Genomic DNA, 19,963 nt, shown 5'->3' on the forward strand with positions numbered 1-19,963 from the left:
CAGGGCTCGCCGTTTTCATTGCGGCACGGCGCCGAATTCGGTCGGCACCCAGGCGAACGCCTTGCCCTCGCGGCGCACATGACCCAGACCCGGGAACGGCAGATGCGCGCCGGCCACCCACCAGCGGCCGGCGGCGGCCTGCGCCAGCAGACGACGCCGTGAGGCGATCGCCTTGCTGCGGTCGCTGTCGGCCTCGAACGAGGCGTCCGGCCGGGCAAACTGCACCGCGTGGTAGTGCAGCACATCGCCCCATACCAGCACGGTGTTGCCGGTGCCGCCGTCGAAGCGATAGGAGACGTGGCCGGGCGTGTGGCCCTGGCTGTCCAGCGCGGTGATGCCGGCTGGCAATGCGCTCCTACCGGGCTGGAAGCGGCGCAGCCGACCCTGGGCCTGATACGGCGCCACCGCCGCGCGTGCCAGCGGGAAGGCGAACTGCAGCATCGGCGCGGCGCCGGCCTCCGAGGCCGGGTCCAGCCAGTACGCGGCATCGGCCTCGGACAGCCACACCGTGGCGTTGGGAAAGGCCGGCCTGCCCTGCGCATCGAGCAGGCCGCACAGGTGGTCCGGATGCGCGTGGGTGAGCAGCACATCGTCGACCTGGGCGGGGTCGTAACCGGCGGCACGCAGGTTGCTCAGCACCTGACCGAGGCCGGGCCCCAGGCACTGCGCGGTGCCGGTATCGACCAGGCTGAGGTGGCGGCCGTCCTGGATCAGGTAGGCGTTGACTGCCGTCTGCAGCCCCTTGCCGTCTTCAGGCACGTAGCCCTGCGCGAGCAGGCGGTCGCGCTCTGCCGGGGCCACATTGGACAGCTGTTGCCGCGTCAACGCCACGCTGCCGTCGAACAAGGCGGTGACGCGCAGCGTGCCGATGCGCTGCAGGTAGAAGCCGGGGACCTGTGCGTGGGTGGATGCGGGCGCAGCGGCGTGCGCCAGCGTGGCGCTTGCGGCGAGCAACAGCAGCGCCAGCGGACGCAGCGCGGAAAAAACAGACATGGGCAGCTCCAGGACAGGCGGCAAGCGCCGCGGTGTCGCCATGCTGGCCGCGGCGACCTGCGCGGTTCGCTCATTGCGCTGCGCGAAGCGCTCGCGTCGGCGATCTAGCGGCTATTGCCGATGCTGGCCGGATCCAGCCCGTAGCGCTGCTGGAAGCGCTGACTGAAGCTGCGGGTAGAGCGATAGCCGGCCCGCGCGGCCACGGTCTTGAGCGGCCAGCGCGTGCTGTAGAGCAAGGCCATGGCGTGCGCCAGCCGCGCGTCGGTGATCAATTCGCGCAGCGAGCGGTGTTCGGCAGCCAGATGCCGGCGCAAGGTGGCGCCGCTGATGCCCAGACTGTCTTCGATATCGCGCGAGCGCCACGCCCGCTGCGGTTGCGCGGTGATCAGCGTACGCACCTGCTCGGCAACGCTTGGCGCCGGCGGCAGCAACAGGCCGCCGTGGCCGCGGCGGCAGAGGGTGACGACCAGTGCGGCCAGCGCCAGGCGTGCTTCGGTATACAGGCCGTGTTGCAGCGCATCGCGCCATTGCCGCAGCGTCAGCGCGAAATCGATCGCCGGCAGCTGCGCGATGTCGGCGCCGGCCTCGGGCAGCGGCTCGTTCCACAACGCGCGTGCAGCGGCCAGCGCCTCTTCGCAGAGGGGAACCACCACGCTGAGGTAGAGCCCGGTCTGCGGGTCGGGCGTGTTGATCACATCGATCCGGCAACGGCGCGTCACCAGGAACAGGTCGCCCGGCACGAACTGCAGCGATTGGGTCGCGCTGCGCACCTGCTTGCGGCCCTGCAGCACCATCGCGAACTGCGCCTGGGTCAGATCCACCGAGCGCGCCCCGTGTTCGCGCCGCGCACTCACGCAGGCAAACCCCTCGGCGCGCTCGCAGTGCAGCAGGCTGGCCATCTGCGCGAGCAGGGCGTCGGTGGGTGTGGGCGCAACGGTCATGGCCGGGCGATGCTACAGGATCGCGGCTGCGTGGCTGAGGACGATCAGACGCCGTGGATCCGCGCGTGCGGGAAGTTGCGGGTGTCCAGTTTCAGCCTGGACGGTTGCGACCCACTGCGCCTCCGTCACGCCCGGCCTCGGCTGCCGCGGCCACGCCGTGCGCATGGATGGAAATCTCAGGCCCGGCCGATGGCAGCAATTCTTTCCATGCCCTGCGGTTATAGTGCGGGCCTTGCGGTGGCTGGGGAGGACCCCCACATCGTTCCCCTAAATTTTCCTGCGAGCCTGCCCTTGTCGAGTCCCAGCCACGTTGCCGAAACGCCGATCACCGAACGCGCGGAGCTGGTCCAGGTGCTGGCCTCCGGCGAGAAGCCCAGCGCTGACTGGCGGATCGGCACCGAGCACGAAAAGTTCGGCTTCCAGCTCGACGACCTGCGCGCGCCCACGTTCGAAGGCGAGCGCGGCATCCAGGCGCTGCTGACCGGGTTGACCCGCTTCGGCTGGGAGCCGGTGCAGGAAAACGGCCACACCATCGCGCTGCTGCGCGACGGCGCCTCGGTGACGCTGGAGCCGGCCGGCCAGTTGGAACTGTCGGGTGCGGCAGTGGAAACCCTGCATCACACCTGCGTGGAAACCGGCACCCATCTGGACGAAGTGGCGCAGGTGGCCGGTGAGTTGCAGCTGGGGTTCCTGGGCATGGGCTTCCAGCCCAAGTGGCGCCGCGATGAAATGCCGTGGATGCCCAAGGGCCGCTACCAGATCATGAAGAACTACATGCCCAAGGTCGGCTCGCTCGGCCTGGACATGATGACCCGCACCTGCACGGTGCAAGTCAACCTGGATTACGCCACCGAAGCGGACATGGTGAAGAAGTTCCGTGTGTCGCTGGCGTTGCAGCCGATCGCCACCGCGTTGTTCGCCGATTCGCCGTTCACCGAAGGCAAGCCGAACGGCTACCTCAGCTACCGCTCGCACATCTGGACCGATACCGACGCCGACCGCACCGGCATGCTGGATTTCGTGTTCGAAGACGGCTTCGGCTACGAGCGCTATGTCGATTATCTGCTCGATGTGCCGATGTATTTCTCCTACCGCGACGGCGTCTATGTCGATGCCAGTGGGCAGAGCTTCCGCGATTTCATGCAAGGCAGGTTGCCGGCACTGCCGGGCGCGTTGCCGACGCTGCGCGACTGGTCGGACCACATGACCACCGCGTTCCCGGAAGTGCGCCTCAAGAAGTATCTGGAAATGCGCGGCGCCGACGCCGGCCCGTGGGACCGCCTGTGCGCGCTGTCGGCGTTCTGGGTGGGGTTGCTGTACGACGACACCGCGCTGGATGCGGCCTGGGATCTGGTCAAGGATTTCAGCACCACCGAGCGCCACGCGCTGCGCGATGGCGTGCCCAAGCATGCACTCGGCCTGCCGTTCCGCAATGGGACGGTGCGCGATTTGGCGGTGGAAGCGGTCAAGATCGCCCGCGAGGGCCTGCGTCGGCGTGCGCGCCTGAATGCCGATGGTCAGGACGAAACCGGCTTTGTGGACGTGATCGCCGAGATCGCCGAGAGCGGTGTCACCGCGGCCGAGCGCAAGCTGGCGCTGTATCACGGTGCATGGAAGGGCGACATCGATCGCGTGTTCCGCGAGTTTGCGTACTGAGCGCTTGCTGATCGCAGCAGTCGTCGCGCGCGGCTGATCGATCGCGCGGATCGTTGCTTGCAGGCGTGAACTCTCGGGTGCGCGCCGGCCTGCACCGCCGAGCTTGGGCGAGAGAACGTACTCCAGCGCGGCCCTAGGCCCTAGCGCCGCTCCGGCATGCACGGCAGGCGCACCGTCACCCGCAGGCCGCCACCTGTTGCACGGTTGTCCAGGCGCAGGTCGCCGCCATGCGCCAGCACGATGCTGTGCGCCACCGACAAGCCCAGCCCGATGCCGCCGGTGTCGCGATTGCGCGAGGACTCGCCGCGCACGAACGGCAATAGCAGCTGTTCGCGCTGGGTCGGGTCGATGCCGGGGCCGTCGTCATCGATCCACAGCACACCGTCTTCGCCATCGCGCTGCAGCTGCAGGCGCGCGCGCTTGCCGTATTTCAGCGCGTTCTCCAGCAGGTTCATCACTGCGCGCCGCAAGGCCAGCGGGTCGCCATCCAGGGTGATCGCCTGGCCGGGCAGCAGTTCGGCATCGGCGCCGATGTCGGTGGCGTTGTCGACCACGCTTTCCACCAGCAGGCGCAGATCCAGCGGCGCGCGTTTGCCGCGGTGGCGATCGTTCTGGATGAAATCCAGCGCGGCGGAAATCATCGCCTTCATCTCGTCGATGTCGGCCAGCGCCTTGTCGCGCAACGGCGGCTGCAGGCCGTCCAGGCGGAAAGACAGGCGCGCCAGCGGCGTGCGCAGGTCGTGCGCGATCGCCGCCACCATGTGGGTGCGTTCGTTGATCAGGCGGTTCAGGCGGGCCTGCATCGCATTGAACGAATCGGCCGCGCGCACGATCTCCGGCGGGCCGCTGCGTTGCAATGCGGCAGCATCCGGGTTGCGGCCCAGCCGGTCGGCGGCTTCGGCAAAGCGCTTGATCGGCGCCGACAGTGCACGCGAGAACCACCACGCCAGCGGCACGTTGGCCAGCAGGCCGGCCAGGAACAGCAGTACCACATGGGTCTTGAACTCGGCCGACAGTCGCCGCGGTGGCGACTCGACCGTGCGCCAGCGGCCATCGGGCTGCTGTAGCGCGGCGGTGAAGCCGTCCAGCAAGGGCACGCCGGGGGTCAGGCGCTCGCTTTCCCAGGCGCCGGGGCTGTCGTCCGGACGCAGCCCATTGCCGAAGGGCAGGGCACCGGGGTGGCGATCGCGCGGCCAGTCGCCTGGCGCCGGCGGCGAACGCTGCAAGGCCTCGTGGCGATCGCCGGCGTGACCGGCATCGCCATCATCGGCCCCGAATGCCTGCGGTTGGCCGGGCATGCGCGGCGGTGGAGACATGCCGATGCGCGGGCCCTGGCGATCGTCGGCGCTGCGGTAGAAGCGCACGCGCTGCTCGGAGACATCCAGCCAATGGGCCAGCAGCATTTCGGCGAACCCGTCGCGCACCTGGCCTGCCGGCGGCAGCGGGGCCTGGGCCGATTCGTGCACCGTCAGGGTCTGGGTGCCGGCCGGCATGCGCGTGGACAGCAGTGCCACCACTTCCGGCGGATGCACCGGCGGCTCGTAGACCGGGGTGCGCATCACCAGCAGGGCGATGCCGACCGCCTGGGCGGTGAGCAGTGCCACCGCCAGCAGCACGAAGGTACGGGCAAAGATCGACAGCCCGCGACGTGCCGGTTTACTCACAGACGCGAAACGCCCGGCAGCAGCATGTAGCCCTCGTTGCGCACGGTGCGGATCAACTCGGTATGTACGCGCTCGTTGATCTTGCGGCGCAGGCGGCTGATCTGGCTGTCGATGGCGCGGTCGTAGACGTCGGTGTCGCGGCCACGGGCGTAGTCCAGCAACTGGTCGCGGCTGAGCACCCGCTGCGGATGCTCGACGAAGGTACGCAGCAGCGCGAACTCGCCGTCGGACAGGTTGATGAAGATGCCGGTGGGGTCACGCAGGTCGCGCCGCACCACGTCCAGCCGCCAACCGGCGAACTCGTAGACATTGCCACGGTGGTCGGCCTGCTCGCTGCTGGCCTGGCTGCGGCGCAGCAGGGCGCGTACCCGCGCCAGCAGTTCGCGCGGATTGCAGGGTTTTGCCAGGTAATCGTCGGCGCCCACTTCCAGGCCGATGATGCGATCGGTGTCGTTGCCCAGCGCGCTGAGCATGATGACCGCAGGTGAACCGCGCTCGCTGGCCAGCGCCCGCGCCGCGCTCAGGCCGTCTTCTCCGGGCATCATCACGTCGAGTACGATGAGGTCCGGGCGGCGCTGGGCGATGCTCTTGCGCATCTCCGCCACGTTTTCGGCAACGTCCACCTGGTAACCGTGGGCGCTGAGGAACTCGCCGATCAGCTTGCGCAGGTCCGGGTCGTCGTCGACCACAAGAACGCAGGGTTGTTGCATGTCCATGGAGATCATCGTCGGTGGCGCGGCACTTGGCCCGCGCAGGGTGGTGGCTACCGGATACATGGTGCTCGCAGTTGCAGGGCTGGAGCACGCATCATAATGATTGAATTTGTCAACCTTTGGCACACGTGTGACGCAACATGACAGAACGGGACATCGCGCAGGAAACCGGGCCATCGACACTGTGCCGTAGCAATGGCGAGTGTACGCATGACAAGGCATTTCCGATGATGCGGGTGATCAGCCGCGACAACGGCGTGGGCCTGACCCGGGACATGGTGCTGATGGCGCAGACGCTGCGTGCCGGCGGCGTACCGGTGCAGGAAGTGGGCTTCACCAGTCAGCGGCTGCACGACACCGCACGCGAAGCCCGTCTGTGGGCCAGTCGCGCGCTGTTCGGGCGGGTGCCGGTGCAGATCTTTTCCGAGCGCGTGTATGCGCGCTGCCTGCCGCTGGGCCAGACCAACCTGCTGGTGCCCAATCCGGAATGGTTGCTGCCCAAGTGGCTGCCGCGGCTGCCGCAGTTCGACGCGGTTCTGTGCAAAACCCATCACGCGGAGCGGATTTTCCGCAGTCTGGGCTGCACCACGCGGTTCATCGGCTTCACCAGCCCGGATCGCCACGACGCACAGGTTCCGCGTCAACGTGCGTTCTTCCATCTGGCCGGGCGCAGTACCGCCAAGGGGACCCGCGTGCTGCTGGAGACCTGGCAGCGGCATCCGGAATGGCCGCTGCTGACGGTGGTGCAGAATCCGCGCACGGCCGGCAAGCCGGTGGTGGCGCCGAACATCGACCACCGCGTCCGTTATCTCGACGACGCCGAACTGCGCCGCCTGCAAAATGCGCACCTGTTCCATCTATGCCCATCCGAGGCCGAAGGCTTCGGGCATTACCTGATGGAAGCGCTGAGCGTGGGCGCGGTGACGCTGGCCACCGACGGTGAGCCGATGAACGAACTGGTCAGGCCTGAGCACGGGCTGCTGATTCCGGTGGCCGAGGTGCGCCAGCGGCGTCTGGCGTCGTATTACTACGTGGATGCGGCCGGCATTGCGCAGGCCGTGGAAACCGCGCTGGCCTTGCCGCAGGCGCAGCTGGATCAGCTGTCGGCCAACGCGCGGGCGTTCTACCAGGCCAACGATGCCGCATTCGCCGCGCGCTTTCGCAATGCGGTGCTGGCGTCGTTGCCGGCAGATGCGGCGGACGTCGCCACAGACGTGGCCCAGGCGGTCGTCGAGAACTGATGCGTTAGCCCCTGGCTTAGCCGGGTCACCGCTCTGACAACGCTCCGGCGTGTTGGATATAGCACGGTGCTGGCGTGGTCCCAGGTCTTGCACGCTGCATGACGGCGCACGCCAGCGATCGGCGCGCAGCGGCAAATGCACGACATATCACGATGCAACGCTCTGCCTGACCAAGCGGGTATCGCCCGCCATTGCCATGTGCGTGCGGTACGCGCATGCGCCATCCAGCCAGGGAGATCGACGATGGTCCAGACACGCTCCACAGCCGTTGCCATCAGTGCATTGCTAGCAGTGCTGGGCCTGGGCGGCTGCGCCAGTTTCTGCGGCGCGCCTTCCGGCGGGCCACCGCCGCCCGCGCCACCGCAGGCGCAGCGTGGTCCGCCACCACCACCACCGAGTGCGAGCGATCTGGCCGCGATGCAGGCCTGCGCTCAACAGCAAGGGATGGCATCGCCCCCGCCAGCTGCGGCCACGCCGCATCCCGATGCGCCTACGCAGGGCATGGACCACAGTGCGTTTGAGCGCTGTCTGGCCAGCAAAGGCGTGAGCTGGCCAACGCCGATGCCCGGCGGGCCCTGGCGCGACGGCCCGGCGCCTGATGGCCCGCACGGGCCTGGCGAACCACATGGTCCGCCACCCCATGATCCCGACTTCGACGCCGCGTTGCAGGCCTGTGCCACCGCGCAAGGCATCGCGTTGCCTGCGCCTGACGCGCCGCCCCTCGGCCCGCCACCGCCAGCACTGTCGCAATGCCTGGAGGCCGAAGGTTTTGCGCCACCGCCGCGGCATGGCTGATCGTGCTGATCACGCCGCCCGTCGGTTCCAGCTGCTGGCGGCGACGCTGCAGCTGGAGTGAGTTGCGCAGGAGCGGCGGTCGCCGTGCGCGACGCATTGCTGGATCCGGACGAAGCGGACGCTGGCCGCGCTTGGCGGCCTCTACCTGGATCCTCTGACAACCGCCAGGCAGTCGCGAGGCCGACTGAAGCGATTTCCCTCCGTGATGCTTCAGCCGGGTCCTATCCGTACACCAGGCACCCGACGACACTCGGCAGTGTCGAGCACGCTACTGACAAGCTCTTCGCCATCGATTGCCCACTGTGTGGGCTCACCCGGTACGAATGATCGATGACGATGCGCGCAGGCAAGAGCCGGACACGATGAGTGCCGTGCCCGACGACACCATGCAGGACAACGCGGCGCTGCGGGACGAGCTTTCCGGCATGCGTCGCCTGCATGCACTACAGGTCAGCCTGGCGGCACAGGCCGATGCCCGCATCGCGCTGCAGGAAATCACCGCGCTTGCCTGTGCCTTCGCGCGTACCGATTGCGGCTGCGTGCAACTGGTCAGCGCCCACAACAGCGAGATGGAGCTGCGTGTCTATCGCGGACATGACGAACGCAGTGCATTCGTGCAGCAGTTCCTGAAGGACGGCTTTCAGGCGACCTGCGACACCGTGCGGCGCGAACGCCGGCAGTTGGTGATCGAGGACATCGAAACCTTTACCCCGTTGAAGGGAACCCCCGATTACGAGGCAGCGCTGTGCAGCGGCATCCGTGCTGCCCAGTTCACTCCGTTGTTCAATCGTGCCGGTGGCCTGCTGGGATTGCTCGGGACCCAGTTCACCGTGCCGTATCGGCCTGCGGAGCATGAACTCAGATTGCTCGAACTGCTCGCATGGACGGCTGCCGACTACATCGAGCGCCACCGTGCCGAGCTGGCGCTGCGTACCAGCGAATCGCGGCTTGCCGCGCTGTCGGCGGCGAGTTCCGAAGTGCATTACCGTATGAGCGCCGACTGGGACGAGATGCACCAGCTGACCGCCGGCGAACGCGCTGCCGATGCGATGGCGACCAGCCGTTCCTGGATCATGGATTACATCCCTGCAGAGGATCAGGCGCTGGTGCGGAGCAGGATCGATGCAGGCATCCGCGCGCGCAGCGCGATCGTGTTCGAGCATCGGGTGCGACGCGCCGACGGCAGCATTGCGTGGATGGCGACCAAGGCGGTACCGGCACTGGATGCGGATGGGCGCATCACCGAGTGGTTCGGTGCCGGCGCCGATGTCACCGCGCGCAAGCAGGCCGAGGAACATCTACGCGAGAGCGAGGCGCGGCTGACCTATGTGCTCGATCAGGTTCCGATCGGAATTGGCCTGTTCGATACGCAAGGCCGTTTCACCTACCGCAATCCACAATTGCGTGACCAATTGGCAGAGCGGGTTCCTTCGCGCGAATCAGTGCAGGAGCAACCGCGGGCCGGTGTCGATCAGCAGGGGCAGGTGGTCGCGATCCAGGAATTTCCCTGCGCTCGCGCGCTGCGCGGCGAAGACACGACCGTGCCGGTGGATTTCATTGATCCTCGTAACGCGCAGCGCTGGTTGCGCATCACTGCGGTGGCGCTGCGCGAAGAGGACCGTGTGACCGGTGGCGTTGCGGTGGTGCAGGACGTCACGGTGCAGCGCCAGGTGCAGACGGAAGTGGGCGCGCTTGCCGAGCGCAATCGCGACATCCTCGAAAGTATTTCCGATGCCTTCTATGGCGTCGACGCGCAGGGGCGCTTCACCTACATCAATCAGAAAGCCGAGCTGCTGTGGGGGCGTGCTCGCGACCAACTGCTGGGAAACCTGCTGTGGGAGCAGTTTCCCGACTCGATCGGGTCACTTCCGTATCAGGCGCATGTGCAGGCGTCGCAGACACGTCAGGTGGTCAGGCTGGAAGCCTTGTCGCCGGCATTGGGGTGCTGGGTGGATATCAGCATCTATCCCACCAACGATGGCGGCATGTCGGTGTACTTCCGCGACATCTCCGACAAGAAACGCGCCGACGCGCGGCTGCGTGCCAGCGAAGAACGCTTCCGCACCGCATTGACGATCGAAACCGTCGGTGCGACCTACTTCGACATGGGCGGCCGCCTCACCGATGCCAACGACACCTTCCTGAAAATGAGCGGCTACAGCCGTGCCGACGTGGAAGCGGGCACGCTCTCCTGGCAGGCGCTGACCCCACCCGAAGCCAGGGACCTGTGCGAGCGGGCGTTCGAGGAACTCAGGACCAAGGGCAGTGCCACACCGTATGAGCGCGAATACCTGTGCAAGGACGGAACCCGGCGCTGGGCCCTGTTTGCGTCCAAGCGCTTGCCCGACGGCACCGGCTTCGAGTTCGTGCTCGACATCACCGACCGCAAGCTCACCGAAGCGGCGCTACGCGAAGTGCAGGACCGCAATGCCTTCCTGCTGAAACTCTCCGACGCCCTGCGGCCACTGCCCGATCCGGCCGCAATCCAGGGCGAGGCCGCACGCGTGCTGGGCGAGCATCTGAACGCCGGCCGCGCCTACTACGTGGAAGTGGATGCCAGGGCGCAACAGTACGTGGTCGAGCGTGACTGGCATCAGCCCGATGAAACCAGTCATGCGCGTCGCTTTGCGTTGACCGACTGGCCGATGCCCTGGCTGCTCGACGCGCAGACCTGGGTGGTGCGCGATGCCGCCACCGATCCTGCCTTGCCCGATGATCAGCGCGCGGCCTACCTGGGCAACCAGATCGCTGCGCTGATCGTGGTGCCGCTGATCAAGGGCGGCCGGCTGGTGGCCACCTTCGTGGTCAATCAACGCAGCGCGCGCAACTGGAATGCCGCCGAGATCCGTCTGGCAGAGGAAACTGCCGAGCGCACCTGGGCGGCGCTGGAGCGTGCGCGTGCACAGGGAGCGCTGCTCGAAAGCGAGGAGCGCTACCGGGTGATCCTGGAGAGCGCGCTCGACTACGCAATCTTTACCACCGACACGCGCGGACACATCCAGACCTGGCCGCCGGGTGCGGAGGCGGTATTCGGCTGGACCGCGGAAGAGGCGATCGGCCAGCACATCGCCATGACCTTCGTTGCCGAAGATCGGCTGACCGGCGTGCCGCAGCGCGAGATCGAGCAGGCGCATTACACCGGCGGCGCGCCGAATGTGCGCTGGCATCAATGCAAGGATGGCCGGCACGTGTTCATCGAGGGCGCGACGCGGCCGTTGCGCGATGGCAGTGCCGAGCCGCTGGGCTATCTCAAGATCGGCCAGGACGTGACCCGGCGACGGCAGTGGGAAGATCGCCAGCAAGTGTTGCTGGCCGAGCTGCAGCACCGCACGCGTAATTTGATGGGTGTGGTGCGTGTGGTCTTCAATCGCACGCAGCGCAGCAGCAAGACCATCGCCGAGTTGGCGCTGATCTACAACGATCGCCTGGATGCCCTGGCGCGCGTGCAGGGCCTGCTGTCGCGCCTGAACGAAGGCGATCGCATCCTGTTCGATGAATTGATCCGGGTCGAGCTGTCGGCCATGGGTGCGATCGATGCGCAAGGCCAAGGCGACCGCGTGACACTGGACGGCCCCGCTGGCGTGCGTCTGCGCTCCAGCACCGTGCAGACCTTTGCGCTGGCCCTGCACGAGCTGGCGACCAATGCCAACAAGTACGGCGCGCTTGCGCAGGCCGGCGGCCAGTTGCGGGTGCGCTGGCGCCTGCTGGGTACCGCCAAGGGCACGCGCCTGCGCATCGAGTGGAGCGAGACCGGTGTGCACATGCCGGCGCCTGGCGAAGCGGCACAAGGCTCCGGCTATGGGCGCGAGCTGATCGAACGCGCGCTGCCGTATCAGCTGCAGGCCGAGACGACCTACGTACTGGGGCCGGACGGCGTGCGCTGCACCATCGAGCTGCCGGTGTCGGAGAGCATGCGTTTAGAAAGCGACGACAGCTGAATATGCGTGCTGCGCCTGCACACGCCTGCCAGTGGCGTGCTGCAGTGCGACGCCAGCGGCGGCCGGCACGCGTAATCCGCAGCAGCGCAGCAGCACGGGTCGACGAGCGGCAGGCGCCTGGATGGACGGTCAGCGCCATGGCTGGCGCGGATGTTGTTGCAGCTGGGCGCCGATCCATGCCGCAGCCGTCTTCGGCGCTGGTTGAGCGAACTTCCTCGCGGGCATGGATTTTTTCGGGCGAATCCATATACTGCCCCCCAGTATTTAGCCGGAGCCGTCATGCCGCATTCGCCGCAGGAGAAAAAGCGGGCGCTAGCACGCGTACGGCGCCTGCGCGGGCAGTGCGACGCGCTTGAGCGCGCGCTGGAGGCGGGCGCAGACTGTGCGCCTGTGCTGCAGCAGATCGCCGCGATCCGGGGTGCCGTCAACGGGCTGATGTCGCAGGTGCTCGAAGCGCATATCCGCGAAGACTTCGGCCACGCCGCCGCCTCTGACGCGCAGCGCGCCGAGCGGGTGCAGGAGCTGCTCGGGCTGGTCCGGTCCTATCTCAAATGAACTCCCACCGGGCCGGCGCCTGCCGTGCCCGTCCTTGAACCCCATCGTCAGGAGCGCCACCACATGAAATCCCGTGCAGCAGTTGCATTCGGACCCGGCAAGCCGCTGGAAATCGTCGAGATCGACGTCGCACCGCCACAGGCTGGCGAAGTGCTGGTCCGCATCACCCACACCGGTGTGTGCCACACCGACGCGTTCACGCTGTCCGGCGACGACCCGGAAGGCATCTTCCCGTCCGTGCTGGGCCACGAGGGCGGCGGCATCGTCGAGCAGGTCGGCGAGGGCGTCACCAGCGTCAAGGTCGGCGACCACGTGATCCCGCTGTACACGGCCGAATGCCGCAAGTGCAAGTTCTGCCTGTCGGGCAAGACCAACCTGTGCCAGGCCGTGCGCGCCACCCAGGGCAAGGGCCTGATGCCCGACGGCACCACGCGCTTCTCCTACAACGGCGAGCCGATCTACCACTACATGGGCTGCAGCACCTTCAGCGAGTACACCGTGGTGCCGGAGATCTCGCTGGCGGTGGTGAACCCGGAAGCGCCGCTGGAAAAGGTCTGCCTGCTCGGTTGCGGCGTCACCACCGGCATCGGCGCGGTGCACAACACCGCCAAGGTCAAGCCGGGCGAAAGCGTGGCAGTGTTCGGCCTGGGCGGCATCGGGCTGGCGGTGATCCAGGGCGCGGTGCAGGCCAAGGCCGGGCGCATCCTGGCCATCGACACCAACCCTGGCAAGTTCGATCTGGCGCGCAGCATGGGCGCCACCGATTGCATCAACCCCAAGGACTACGACAAGCCGATCCAGGAGGTCATCGTCGAGCTGACCGATGGCGGCGTGGACTTCAGCTTCGAGTGCATCGGCAACGTGAACGTGATGCGTTCGGCGCTGGAGTGTTGCCACAAGGGCTGGGGCGAGAGCGTCATCATCGGCGTGGCCGGCGCCGGCCAGGAAATCAGCACCCGTCCGTTCCAGCTGGTGACCGGCCGCGTGTGGCGCGGTTCGGCCTTCGGCGGCGTCAAGGGACGGACCCAGTTGCCGGGCATGGTGGAACAATCGATGAAGGGCGAGATCGATCTCGATCCCTTCATCACCCACACCATGCCGCTGGAAGAGATCAACGAGGCCTTCCACCTGATGCACGAAGGCAAGTCGATCCGCACCGTGATCCATTTCTGACCGTACGGCCAGGAGCGGCGCGCGGCCGCTTCCGCGCACGTGGTACCCGATACTCCGGGAGGGGCATGATGACCAGCGTCTCGATTCATCCTTCGGTAGACAGTGGTGTAGCGCGTGGCGGTGCAGAAAGCTTTCAGGGCGGAACCCTTGAATGTCACTGCGCCAGCGACAAGGTGACCGTGGACGTGGCTGCGCAGACCGCGCACAACCACGCCTGCGGCTGCAGTAAATGCTGGAAGCCGGAAGGCGCGACCTTTTCGGTGATTGCGGTGGTGCCGCGCGACAAGGTCACGGTGACCGCGCATGCGGAGAAGCTCAAGGTCGTCGACGAAAGCGCGGCGATCCAGCGGCATGCGTGCACCGGCTGCGGCGTACATATGTTCGGTCGCATCGAAGACAAGGGGCACGCGTTTTACGGGCTGGACTTCATCCATACCGAGTTGTCGCAGCAGTCGGGCTGGTCGCCGCCGGGCTTTGCGGCGTTCGTATCCTCCATCATCGAAACCGGCACGCCGCCGGCGGACATGGACGGCGTGCGTGCGCGCCTCAACGAGCTCGGACTGACCCCGTACGACTGCCTGTCGCCGGGATTGATGGATGCGCTGGCCGCCAACGTGGCACGCAAGAAAGGTTTGCTGCACTGATCGTCCAACCCCGCGGCCGGCGCTCGTGCCGGCCGCAGGTTTTTATCGAAGGAATCTCATGGAACGTATCGAACACCATGCCTGTTTCGGCGGCTGGCAAGATGTCTACCGGCATCAGTCGCAGAGCTTGAACTGCAGCATGCAGGTCGGCGTCTATCTGCCGCCACAGGCCGCCGATGGTCCGTTGCCGGTGCTGTACTGGCTGAGCGGGCTGACCTGCAGCGAACAGAACTTCATCAGCAAGGCCGGCGCGCAGCGGTATGCGGCCGAGCATGGCGTGATCCTCGTCGCGCCCGACACCAGCCCGCGTGGCGACGATGTGGCCGACGCGGATGGCTACGACATCGGCAAGGGCGCCGGCTTCTATGTAGATGCCACCGAGCAGCCGTGGGCGGCGCATTACCGCATGTACGACTATGTGGTGAACGAATTGCCGGCGTTGATCGAAGCGAACTTCGCCACCACCGGCGCGCGCGCGATCAGCGGCCACTCGATGGGCGGCCATGGCGCCTTGACCATCGCGTTGAAGAATCCGGGCCGCTATCGCAGCGTGTCGGCACTCTCGCCGATCGTGGCGCCCAGCCAGGTGCCGTGGGGCGAGAAGGCATTCGGCCAGTATCTGGGTCAGGACCGCGCAGCGTGGCAAGCGTACGACGCCACTGCGTTGATCGCACAGGCGCAGGAACGCCTGCCGCTGTTGATCGATCAGGGCGATGGCGACGAATTCCTCGAGAACCAGCTGAAGACGTCGCTGTTTGAACAGGCTGCCAAGGCCGCCGGTTATCCGGTCACGGTGCGGCTGCAGCCCGGTTACGACCATAGCTACTACTTCATCGCCAGCTTTATCGGCGAACACATCGCGCACCATGCCGCGGCATTGCGTGGTTGATCGGCTGGTCGAGTGCGCAGTAGATGCGTGGTATGCGATGGTGGATGGTGGCGCGCATTGGGTTATCTTGCATTGCCGCGCTGCCGTGTTGCGTGGGCCGTGGCATGAATAAAGCCTCGAATTGACCTCCCTTCTCCCCTCGGGAGAAGGTGCCCCGCAGGGGCGGATGAGGGTACGGGTGAAGCCCGGTGGAGCGGGCAGATGGGCTTGTAGAGCGGCCGATCTGCGGCGTGGCTGCAGGGCCCTTGCCCGCCCATCATCGCGGGACACGCCGCAAGTACGTCCGTGTAGGCTCTTACGCGGCATCCATGCCGCGTAAGGTCCCGCGACGGTGGGCGGGCAAGGACCAGGCGAGATGGTCGGTGCGCTGGTGCAAGCAGAGCATGGCGTGCCGTTGTTTGGATAACGGCGTCCTGTCAGCTTTTCAATACAGCGCATTCAACAGGCAGGCTTCAACACAATGCCCTGCAGACTTCCTTGTAAGGCGCGCAAGCGGCCTTTTCGCATCCAAAGTCTGCGTCGACCAGCTGCGTCACATCATTATCTTGTCGGCTATAGCCATTGCCACAAACCAAGAACGGCTAACGCGCCACCTGCGCCGCAAGCTTGCCCAATCGGCGCATCGCGCGCTCCAGCGTGTCGCTCCATGGCTGGCCGCAGGTCAGCCGCAGGTGATCTGCGTAGTCGCCACGGCTGGAGTACAGATGACCGGGCGAGGTGCCGATGCGTTCTGCCAGCGCGGCCTCGAACACGGCCTGGCCGCTACCGCCGTCGGGCAACTGCAGCCATAGTGATAACCCACCTGCCGGGTCGCCCACGCGCGTGCCTTCCGGCCAATGCCGCACGATGGCATCGCGCAGCCGCTGCCCGTTGTCGGCCAGGGTGCGGCGCAGCTTGCGCAGATGCCGTTCCAGATCGTGTTGCGCCAGGTAGTCGGCCAGTGCCAGTTGCGGCAGGCTGGCGCTGCCGACGGTGGAAAAGTACTTGGCGCGCACCAGGGCGTCGGTCCAGTCGCCACCCAGCAACCAACCCACCCGCAGGCCGGGCGAGAGCACCTTGGAGAACGAGCCGCAGGTGATCACGTTGGCATGGGTATCGAAGTGGCGCAGCGGACGTGGACGTTGCCCCGACCAATCCAGTTCGCCATAAATATCGTCCTCGATCACCACGGTGCCATGGCGTGCGCAGCTGTCGAGCAATGCGCGCTTGGCGCTGTCGGGCGTGAGGCTACCGCTGGGATTGTTGAAGTTGGGAATCAGCACTGCCGCACGCACCGGCGTGCGCTGCAGCAGCGTATCCAGACGCGCGACATCGATACCCTGGCCGGGACGGTTGGGTACCTCCAGCACCTTCAGGCGCAGTGCCGCCACCGCCTGCAGGATGCCGTGATACGTGGGCGTTTCCACCAGCACCACATCGCCTGGTGCGGTGAGCGTGCGCAGCGCCAGGCTGATCGCCTCCATCGCGCCGGCGGTGATCACCACTTCTTCCGCGTCGACGGTGGTTGCGCAGTGTGCATAACGTTGTGCGATCTGCCGGCGCAGTGCGGGTTGGCCTTGCGGCGGTGCGTAATCCAACGCCGCCGAGCGCTGGCGACGCAGCTGCCGCGACAGGGCCGCGGCCAGTTGTGCGGTGGGCAATAGCGCAGGCGCGGGGGTGGCAGTGTGTAGCGGCACCAGGTCGGTACGCGCCAAGGTGTCGAGCACGCGCTGCAAGGCGGGGTTGTCGACCATGCCCGGCTTGCGCCGACGTGTGACGGGTGCTGCGGCCGGCAACGCAGGCGTCGTGCTGCGCACGAAGTAGCCCGAACGCGGGCGCGCCTGCACGCGCCCCTCGCGTTCCAGTTGCAGGCAGGCTTGCACGGCGGTGGCAGTGCTGATGCCATGGTTGGCGGCCAGTTGCCGGATCGAGGGCAGGCGCTCGCCGGCACGCAAGGTGCCGCCTTCTATCTGCTGCCGCAGCTGCGTGGCCAGCGATTCGTACAGCAACATCTGCGGGCGCCTTCCATCTGTATTGGTCAATTTGCAGCGTATCTGAATCTGTGATGGTCGGGTAGCACGTTGCAGACTGGCCGTGCCCGGTGAGTACGCCAGGTATGGGTTCCCTTTTGTGAGGTTGGCCGTGCTGCTTCCTGTGTTTATCGTCGATGCGTTCACCACGGTGCGTTTCAGGGGCAATCCGGCAGCCGTGGTGCCGTTGCAGGCCTGGTTGCCGGAGCCGGTGATGCAGGCCATCGCCAGCGAACACAACCTTTCGGAGACCGCTTTCTTCGTCCGCGACGACAGTGGCGTATTCGACATCCGCTGGTTTTCTCCGCTCAAGGAGGTCGGCTTCTGCGGGCATGCGACCTTGGCCAGCGCGTTCGTGATCGCGACGCACCAGCTGGCGGCGTTTCCGCTGCGCTTGCGTGCGCCGGCTGTCGGTGAGATCGCCGTTGCCAGGGTGGACGAGCGCAGCTTCGAGCTGCGCTTCCCCAACCAGGAGCCGTCGCTGCTGCAAGTGGTGCCGCACGCGTTGTCTGAGTCGTTATCGATCGCGCCCCAAGCTGTCTATGCGAATGCGCAGGCGTATATCGCTGTCTACGCCGACCAAGCACAGGTGCGTGCGGTGACGCCGGATCTGGGCCGGATGCTGGCGCTGGCGCCGCGCGATGTGGCGGTCACCGCACCAGGCCTTGAGCATGATTTTGTCTCCCGCTATTTCTGGCCGTCCAACGGCGGCAGCGAAGATCCGGTCACCGGATCGATTCATGCCGCGCTTGCGCCGCTGTGGGCGCAGCGGCTGGGCAAGACGCAGCTCACCGCGCTGCAGGCATCCGCGCGTGGCGGCGAACTGCAGTGCCGGGTCGAGCCGCAGCATGTCTACGTGCGTGGCAGTGCTGTCCAGTATCTGCAGGGAACCATTGCGCTATGAGTATTCCATTGCCCGTGCAAGCGACATCGACCGGCGCCGGGCGACGGGCGGTCTGGCAATTGCTGGTTGCCGAAGTCCTGATCGGTTCGGTCGGCGTGTTCGTCCGCGAAAGCGGGCAGGATCCGGTGACGGCGGTGTTCTATCGCTGCCTGTTCGGGGCGCTGTTTCTTAGCGGATGTGGCTTGGTCGGTGGACAGCTACGAGGGCTGTGGCGCGAGCGTGCGCTGTTGCGCGATGCCATCGTCAGCGGTGTGCTGCTGGTGTTGAATTGGGTGGCGTTGTTCGCCGGCATGGCGCGCTCGTCGATCGGCGTGGCGACTATGGTCTACCATGTGTTTCCGTTCGTGATGTTGCTGCTGGCCGCGTTGTTGCAGGGCGAGCGCACGCGGCGTGCCGATCTGGGCTGGGCGTTGCTGGCATTCGTCGGCGTGGCCTGCTCCGCAAATCCGGCGCGGTTGTGGCAGGCGGCCGACCGTGGCTATCTGATCGGCATCGCGCTCACGCTGTTGGCGGCGTTGCTATGCGGTGCGTCGCTGCTGATGTCGCGCCGCATCAGCCGCGAGCGGCCGCTGGCGGTGGTGACGGTGCAATGCTGGGTCGGCACGTTCCTGCTGGCCGGGTTTTCCAGCAGTGCGGCGTTGCATCCGGGCCTGCACTGGCTGTGGTTGGTGGGCCTGGGCGTGATCCACAGCGGCATCGTCTATGTGCTGTTCTATTCGTCCTATCGCCATCTGCATGTGGCCACGATTGCGGTGCTGGCGTTCGTTTATCCGCTGGTGACGCTACTGCTGGACTATCTGCTCTACGGCCACGCATTGGTACCGGTGCAGTGGCTGGGCCTGGCGCTGATCGTGGTGGGCACGCTGGCGGTGAATCTGAAATGGCGCTGGCCGCGGCGTGTGGCAGACAACGCACCGGCCTGAGCGACGTTGCCGCCGCGTCGTGCACGCGGCGGCCGTGGAACTCAACGTACGTCGCGCAGTTCCCAGTGGTGCCCGGCCAGGGCCTGCATGCGTTGCTTGAGCAGGTCGCCGGGGATGCTGGTAGTGGCGACCAGGTCCACACGCAGATCGCCCTGCTTGCCGGTAACCGTGGCCGACGGATCGGTCACGCCCAGGCTGGGGTCCACCGCGTCCGGGTCGGCCTGCAGCTGGCGCCAGCGATCGAACCAGGCCGGATCACGCAAGGCAGCCTGCAACTGTTCGGCAAAGGCCTCGGCACCATGGGCACTAAAGCTCACGCTCGCATCGCCGCCGCGGGCGAGCTTGGGGTCGGGCAGGCTGATCGAGTAGCTGACAGGCATGTGCAAGGACTCTGATGGATGACTCCGGTACGTTAGTGCAGCGGCGGTGAGCGCTCCGTCGACAGGTGTGGACACGTGGGAGCCTCCAGGTGCGGAGTCACGGGCTGTTCCGCGAGCGGGGAGGGCGCTGTGTGCTCGCCTCGCCAGGTTTTGACGGCATCTGGTGAGCGAGGCTGCGACTCGGAATCCCGGTTGTCTTTGTGTCCTTGTGTATTAGGGATGAGGTCGCGCGGCTAGATCAGTTGTAGAGCGGCTGATCTGCGGCTCCGCTGCAGGGTCCTTGCCCGCCCACCATCGCGGGACACGCCGCAAGTACGTCCCTGTAGGCTCTTACGCGGCATCCATGCCGCGTAAGGTCCCGCGACGGTGGGCGGGCAAGGACCAGTCCAGATGGTCGGTGTGCATGGTTTTTCAAAACAGCCGGTAACGGGTGCGGTGTCTTCGCCGCGCCCTCGACGCTGTGAGCTTGGCTGCAGGGCCCTTGCCCGCCCACCATCGCAGGACACGCCGCAAGTACGTCCATGTAGGCTCTTACGCGGCATCCA

General features: G+C 66.6%; 15 protein-coding genes. 9 read left to right on the forward strand and 6 right to left on the reverse strand.

Translation table 11 applies throughout. The features are described from left to right. Nucleotides 1–15 precede the first annotated feature (15 nt). Together KHN93_RS04065 and KHN93_RS04070 are read right to left on the reverse strand one after the other, a co-directional pair. The gene (locus KHN93_RS04065; RefSeq protein WP_212579172.1) at nucleotides 16–993 is read right to left on the reverse strand and encodes an MBL fold metallo-hydrolase; all 978 of its coding nucleotides are present in this window, start codon (nucleotides 991–993) and stop codon (nucleotides 16–18) included. Between the two features lie 104 nt (nucleotides 994–1,097). Beyond that, the gene (locus tag KHN93_RS04070) at nucleotides 1,098–1,934 is read right to left on the reverse strand and encodes a helix-turn-helix transcriptional regulator (RefSeq protein WP_024939452.1); all 837 of its coding nucleotides are present in this window, start codon (nucleotides 1,932–1,934) and stop codon (nucleotides 1,098–1,100) included. Nucleotides 1,935–2,225: 291 nt separating this feature from the next. Here KHN93_RS04070 and KHN93_RS04075 point away from each other — a divergent pair, with 291 nt between their 5' ends. Further along, the gene (locus tag KHN93_RS04075; RefSeq protein WP_024939451.1) at nucleotides 2,226–3,590 is read left to right on the forward strand and encodes a glutamate--cysteine ligase; all 1,365 of its coding nucleotides are present in this window, start codon (nucleotides 2,226–2,228) and stop codon (nucleotides 3,588–3,590) included. 140 nt (nucleotides 3,591–3,730) lie between these two features. Here the strand turns inward: KHN93_RS04075 and KHN93_RS04080 are convergent, their stop codons facing one another. Beyond that, the gene (locus tag KHN93_RS04080) at nucleotides 3,731–5,254 is read right to left on the reverse strand and encodes an ATP-binding protein (RefSeq protein WP_212579173.1); all 1,524 of its coding nucleotides are present in this window, start codon (nucleotides 5,252–5,254) and stop codon (nucleotides 3,731–3,733) included. Further along, complete coding sequence (locus KHN93_RS04085; protein ID WP_087962308.1) at nucleotides 5,251–5,970, reverse strand: response regulator; 720 nt, start codon at nucleotides 5,968–5,970, stop codon at nucleotides 5,251–5,253. The genes KHN93_RS04080 and KHN93_RS04085 overlap by 4 nt, the downstream gene beginning before the upstream one ends. A 137-nt stretch (nucleotides 5,971–6,107) precedes the next feature. Here KHN93_RS04085 and KHN93_RS04090 point away from each other — a divergent pair, with 137 nt between their 5' ends. From KHN93_RS04090 to fghA, 6 genes are all read left to right on the forward strand, one after another. Beyond that, complete coding sequence (locus tag KHN93_RS04090) at nucleotides 6,108–7,208, forward strand: glycosyltransferase (protein WP_212579174.1); 1,101 nt, start codon at nucleotides 6,108–6,110, stop codon at nucleotides 7,206–7,208. A gap of 1,157 nt (nucleotides 7,209–8,365) precedes the next feature. Then, nucleotides 8,366–11,941: a PAS domain-containing sensor histidine kinase gene (locus KHN93_RS04095; RefSeq protein WP_244812204.1), complete on the forward strand. Its 3,576-nt coding sequence runs from the start codon at nucleotides 8,366–8,368 to the stop codon at nucleotides 11,939–11,941. Nucleotides 11,942–12,220: 279 nt separating this feature from the next. Beyond that, entirely contained in the window at nucleotides 12,221–12,496 is a 276-nt protein-coding gene (gene frmR / locus KHN93_RS04100) for a formaldehyde-responsive transcriptional repressor FrmR (protein WP_016902624.1), read from the forward strand. A 63-nt stretch (nucleotides 12,497–12,559) separates the two neighbouring features. Beyond that, the gene (locus tag KHN93_RS04105; protein ID WP_016902625.1) at nucleotides 12,560–13,669 is read left to right on the forward strand and encodes an S-(hydroxymethyl)glutathione dehydrogenase/class III alcohol dehydrogenase; all 1,110 of its coding nucleotides are present in this window, start codon (nucleotides 12,560–12,562) and stop codon (nucleotides 13,667–13,669) included. 68 nt (nucleotides 13,670–13,737) lie between these two features. Then, the gene (gfa, locus tag KHN93_RS04110) at nucleotides 13,738–14,313 is read left to right on the forward strand and encodes an S-(hydroxymethyl)glutathione synthase (protein ID WP_026064350.1); all 576 of its coding nucleotides are present in this window, start codon (nucleotides 13,738–13,740) and stop codon (nucleotides 14,311–14,313) included. Between the two features lie 58 nt (nucleotides 14,314–14,371). Further along, nucleotides 14,372–15,202, forward strand: coding sequence for an S-formylglutathione hydrolase (gene fghA, locus KHN93_RS04115; protein ID WP_167704758.1), 831 nt, complete (start codon nucleotides 14,372–14,374; stop codon nucleotides 15,200–15,202). Between the two features lie 581 nt (nucleotides 15,203–15,783). On the opposite strand, the gene KHN93_RS04120 is transcribed toward fghA, so the two are convergent. Then, nucleotides 15,784–17,193: an aminotransferase-like domain-containing protein gene (locus KHN93_RS04120; RefSeq protein ID WP_184353214.1), complete on the reverse strand. Its 1,410-nt coding sequence runs from the start codon at nucleotides 17,191–17,193 to the stop codon at nucleotides 15,784–15,786. Between the two features lie 130 nt (nucleotides 17,194–17,323). On the opposite strand from KHN93_RS04120, the gene KHN93_RS04125 reads away from it, so the two are divergent. Both KHN93_RS04125 and KHN93_RS04130 read left to right on the forward strand, forming a co-directional pair. Beyond that, on the forward strand, nucleotides 17,324–18,115 hold the full coding sequence (locus KHN93_RS04125) for a PhzF family phenazine biosynthesis protein (protein ID WP_212579176.1): 792 nt from the start codon (nucleotides 17,324–17,326) through the stop codon (nucleotides 18,113–18,115). Next, nucleotides 18,112–19,038, forward strand: a complete 927-nt coding sequence (locus KHN93_RS04130) for a DMT family transporter (RefSeq protein WP_212579177.1) — start codon at nucleotides 18,112–18,114, stop codon at nucleotides 19,036–19,038. Before KHN93_RS04125 ends, KHN93_RS04130 begins: the two co-directional genes overlap by 4 nt. 41 nt (nucleotides 19,039–19,079) lie before the next feature. Here the strand turns inward: KHN93_RS04130 and KHN93_RS04135 are convergent, their stop codons facing one another. Further along, nucleotides 19,080–19,418 (reverse strand): hypothetical protein, encoded by a 339-nt coding sequence (locus tag KHN93_RS04135; RefSeq protein WP_039509881.1) that lies wholly within the window; start codon nucleotides 19,416–19,418, stop codon nucleotides 19,080–19,082. Nucleotides 19,419–19,963 lie beyond the last annotated feature (545 nt).

Origin of the sequence: Xanthomonas arboricola pv. juglandis (genome assembly GCF_905367715.1) — a bacterium.
Lineage (GTDB): Bacteria > Pseudomonadota > Gammaproteobacteria > Xanthomonadales > Xanthomonadaceae > Xanthomonas > Xanthomonas arboricola.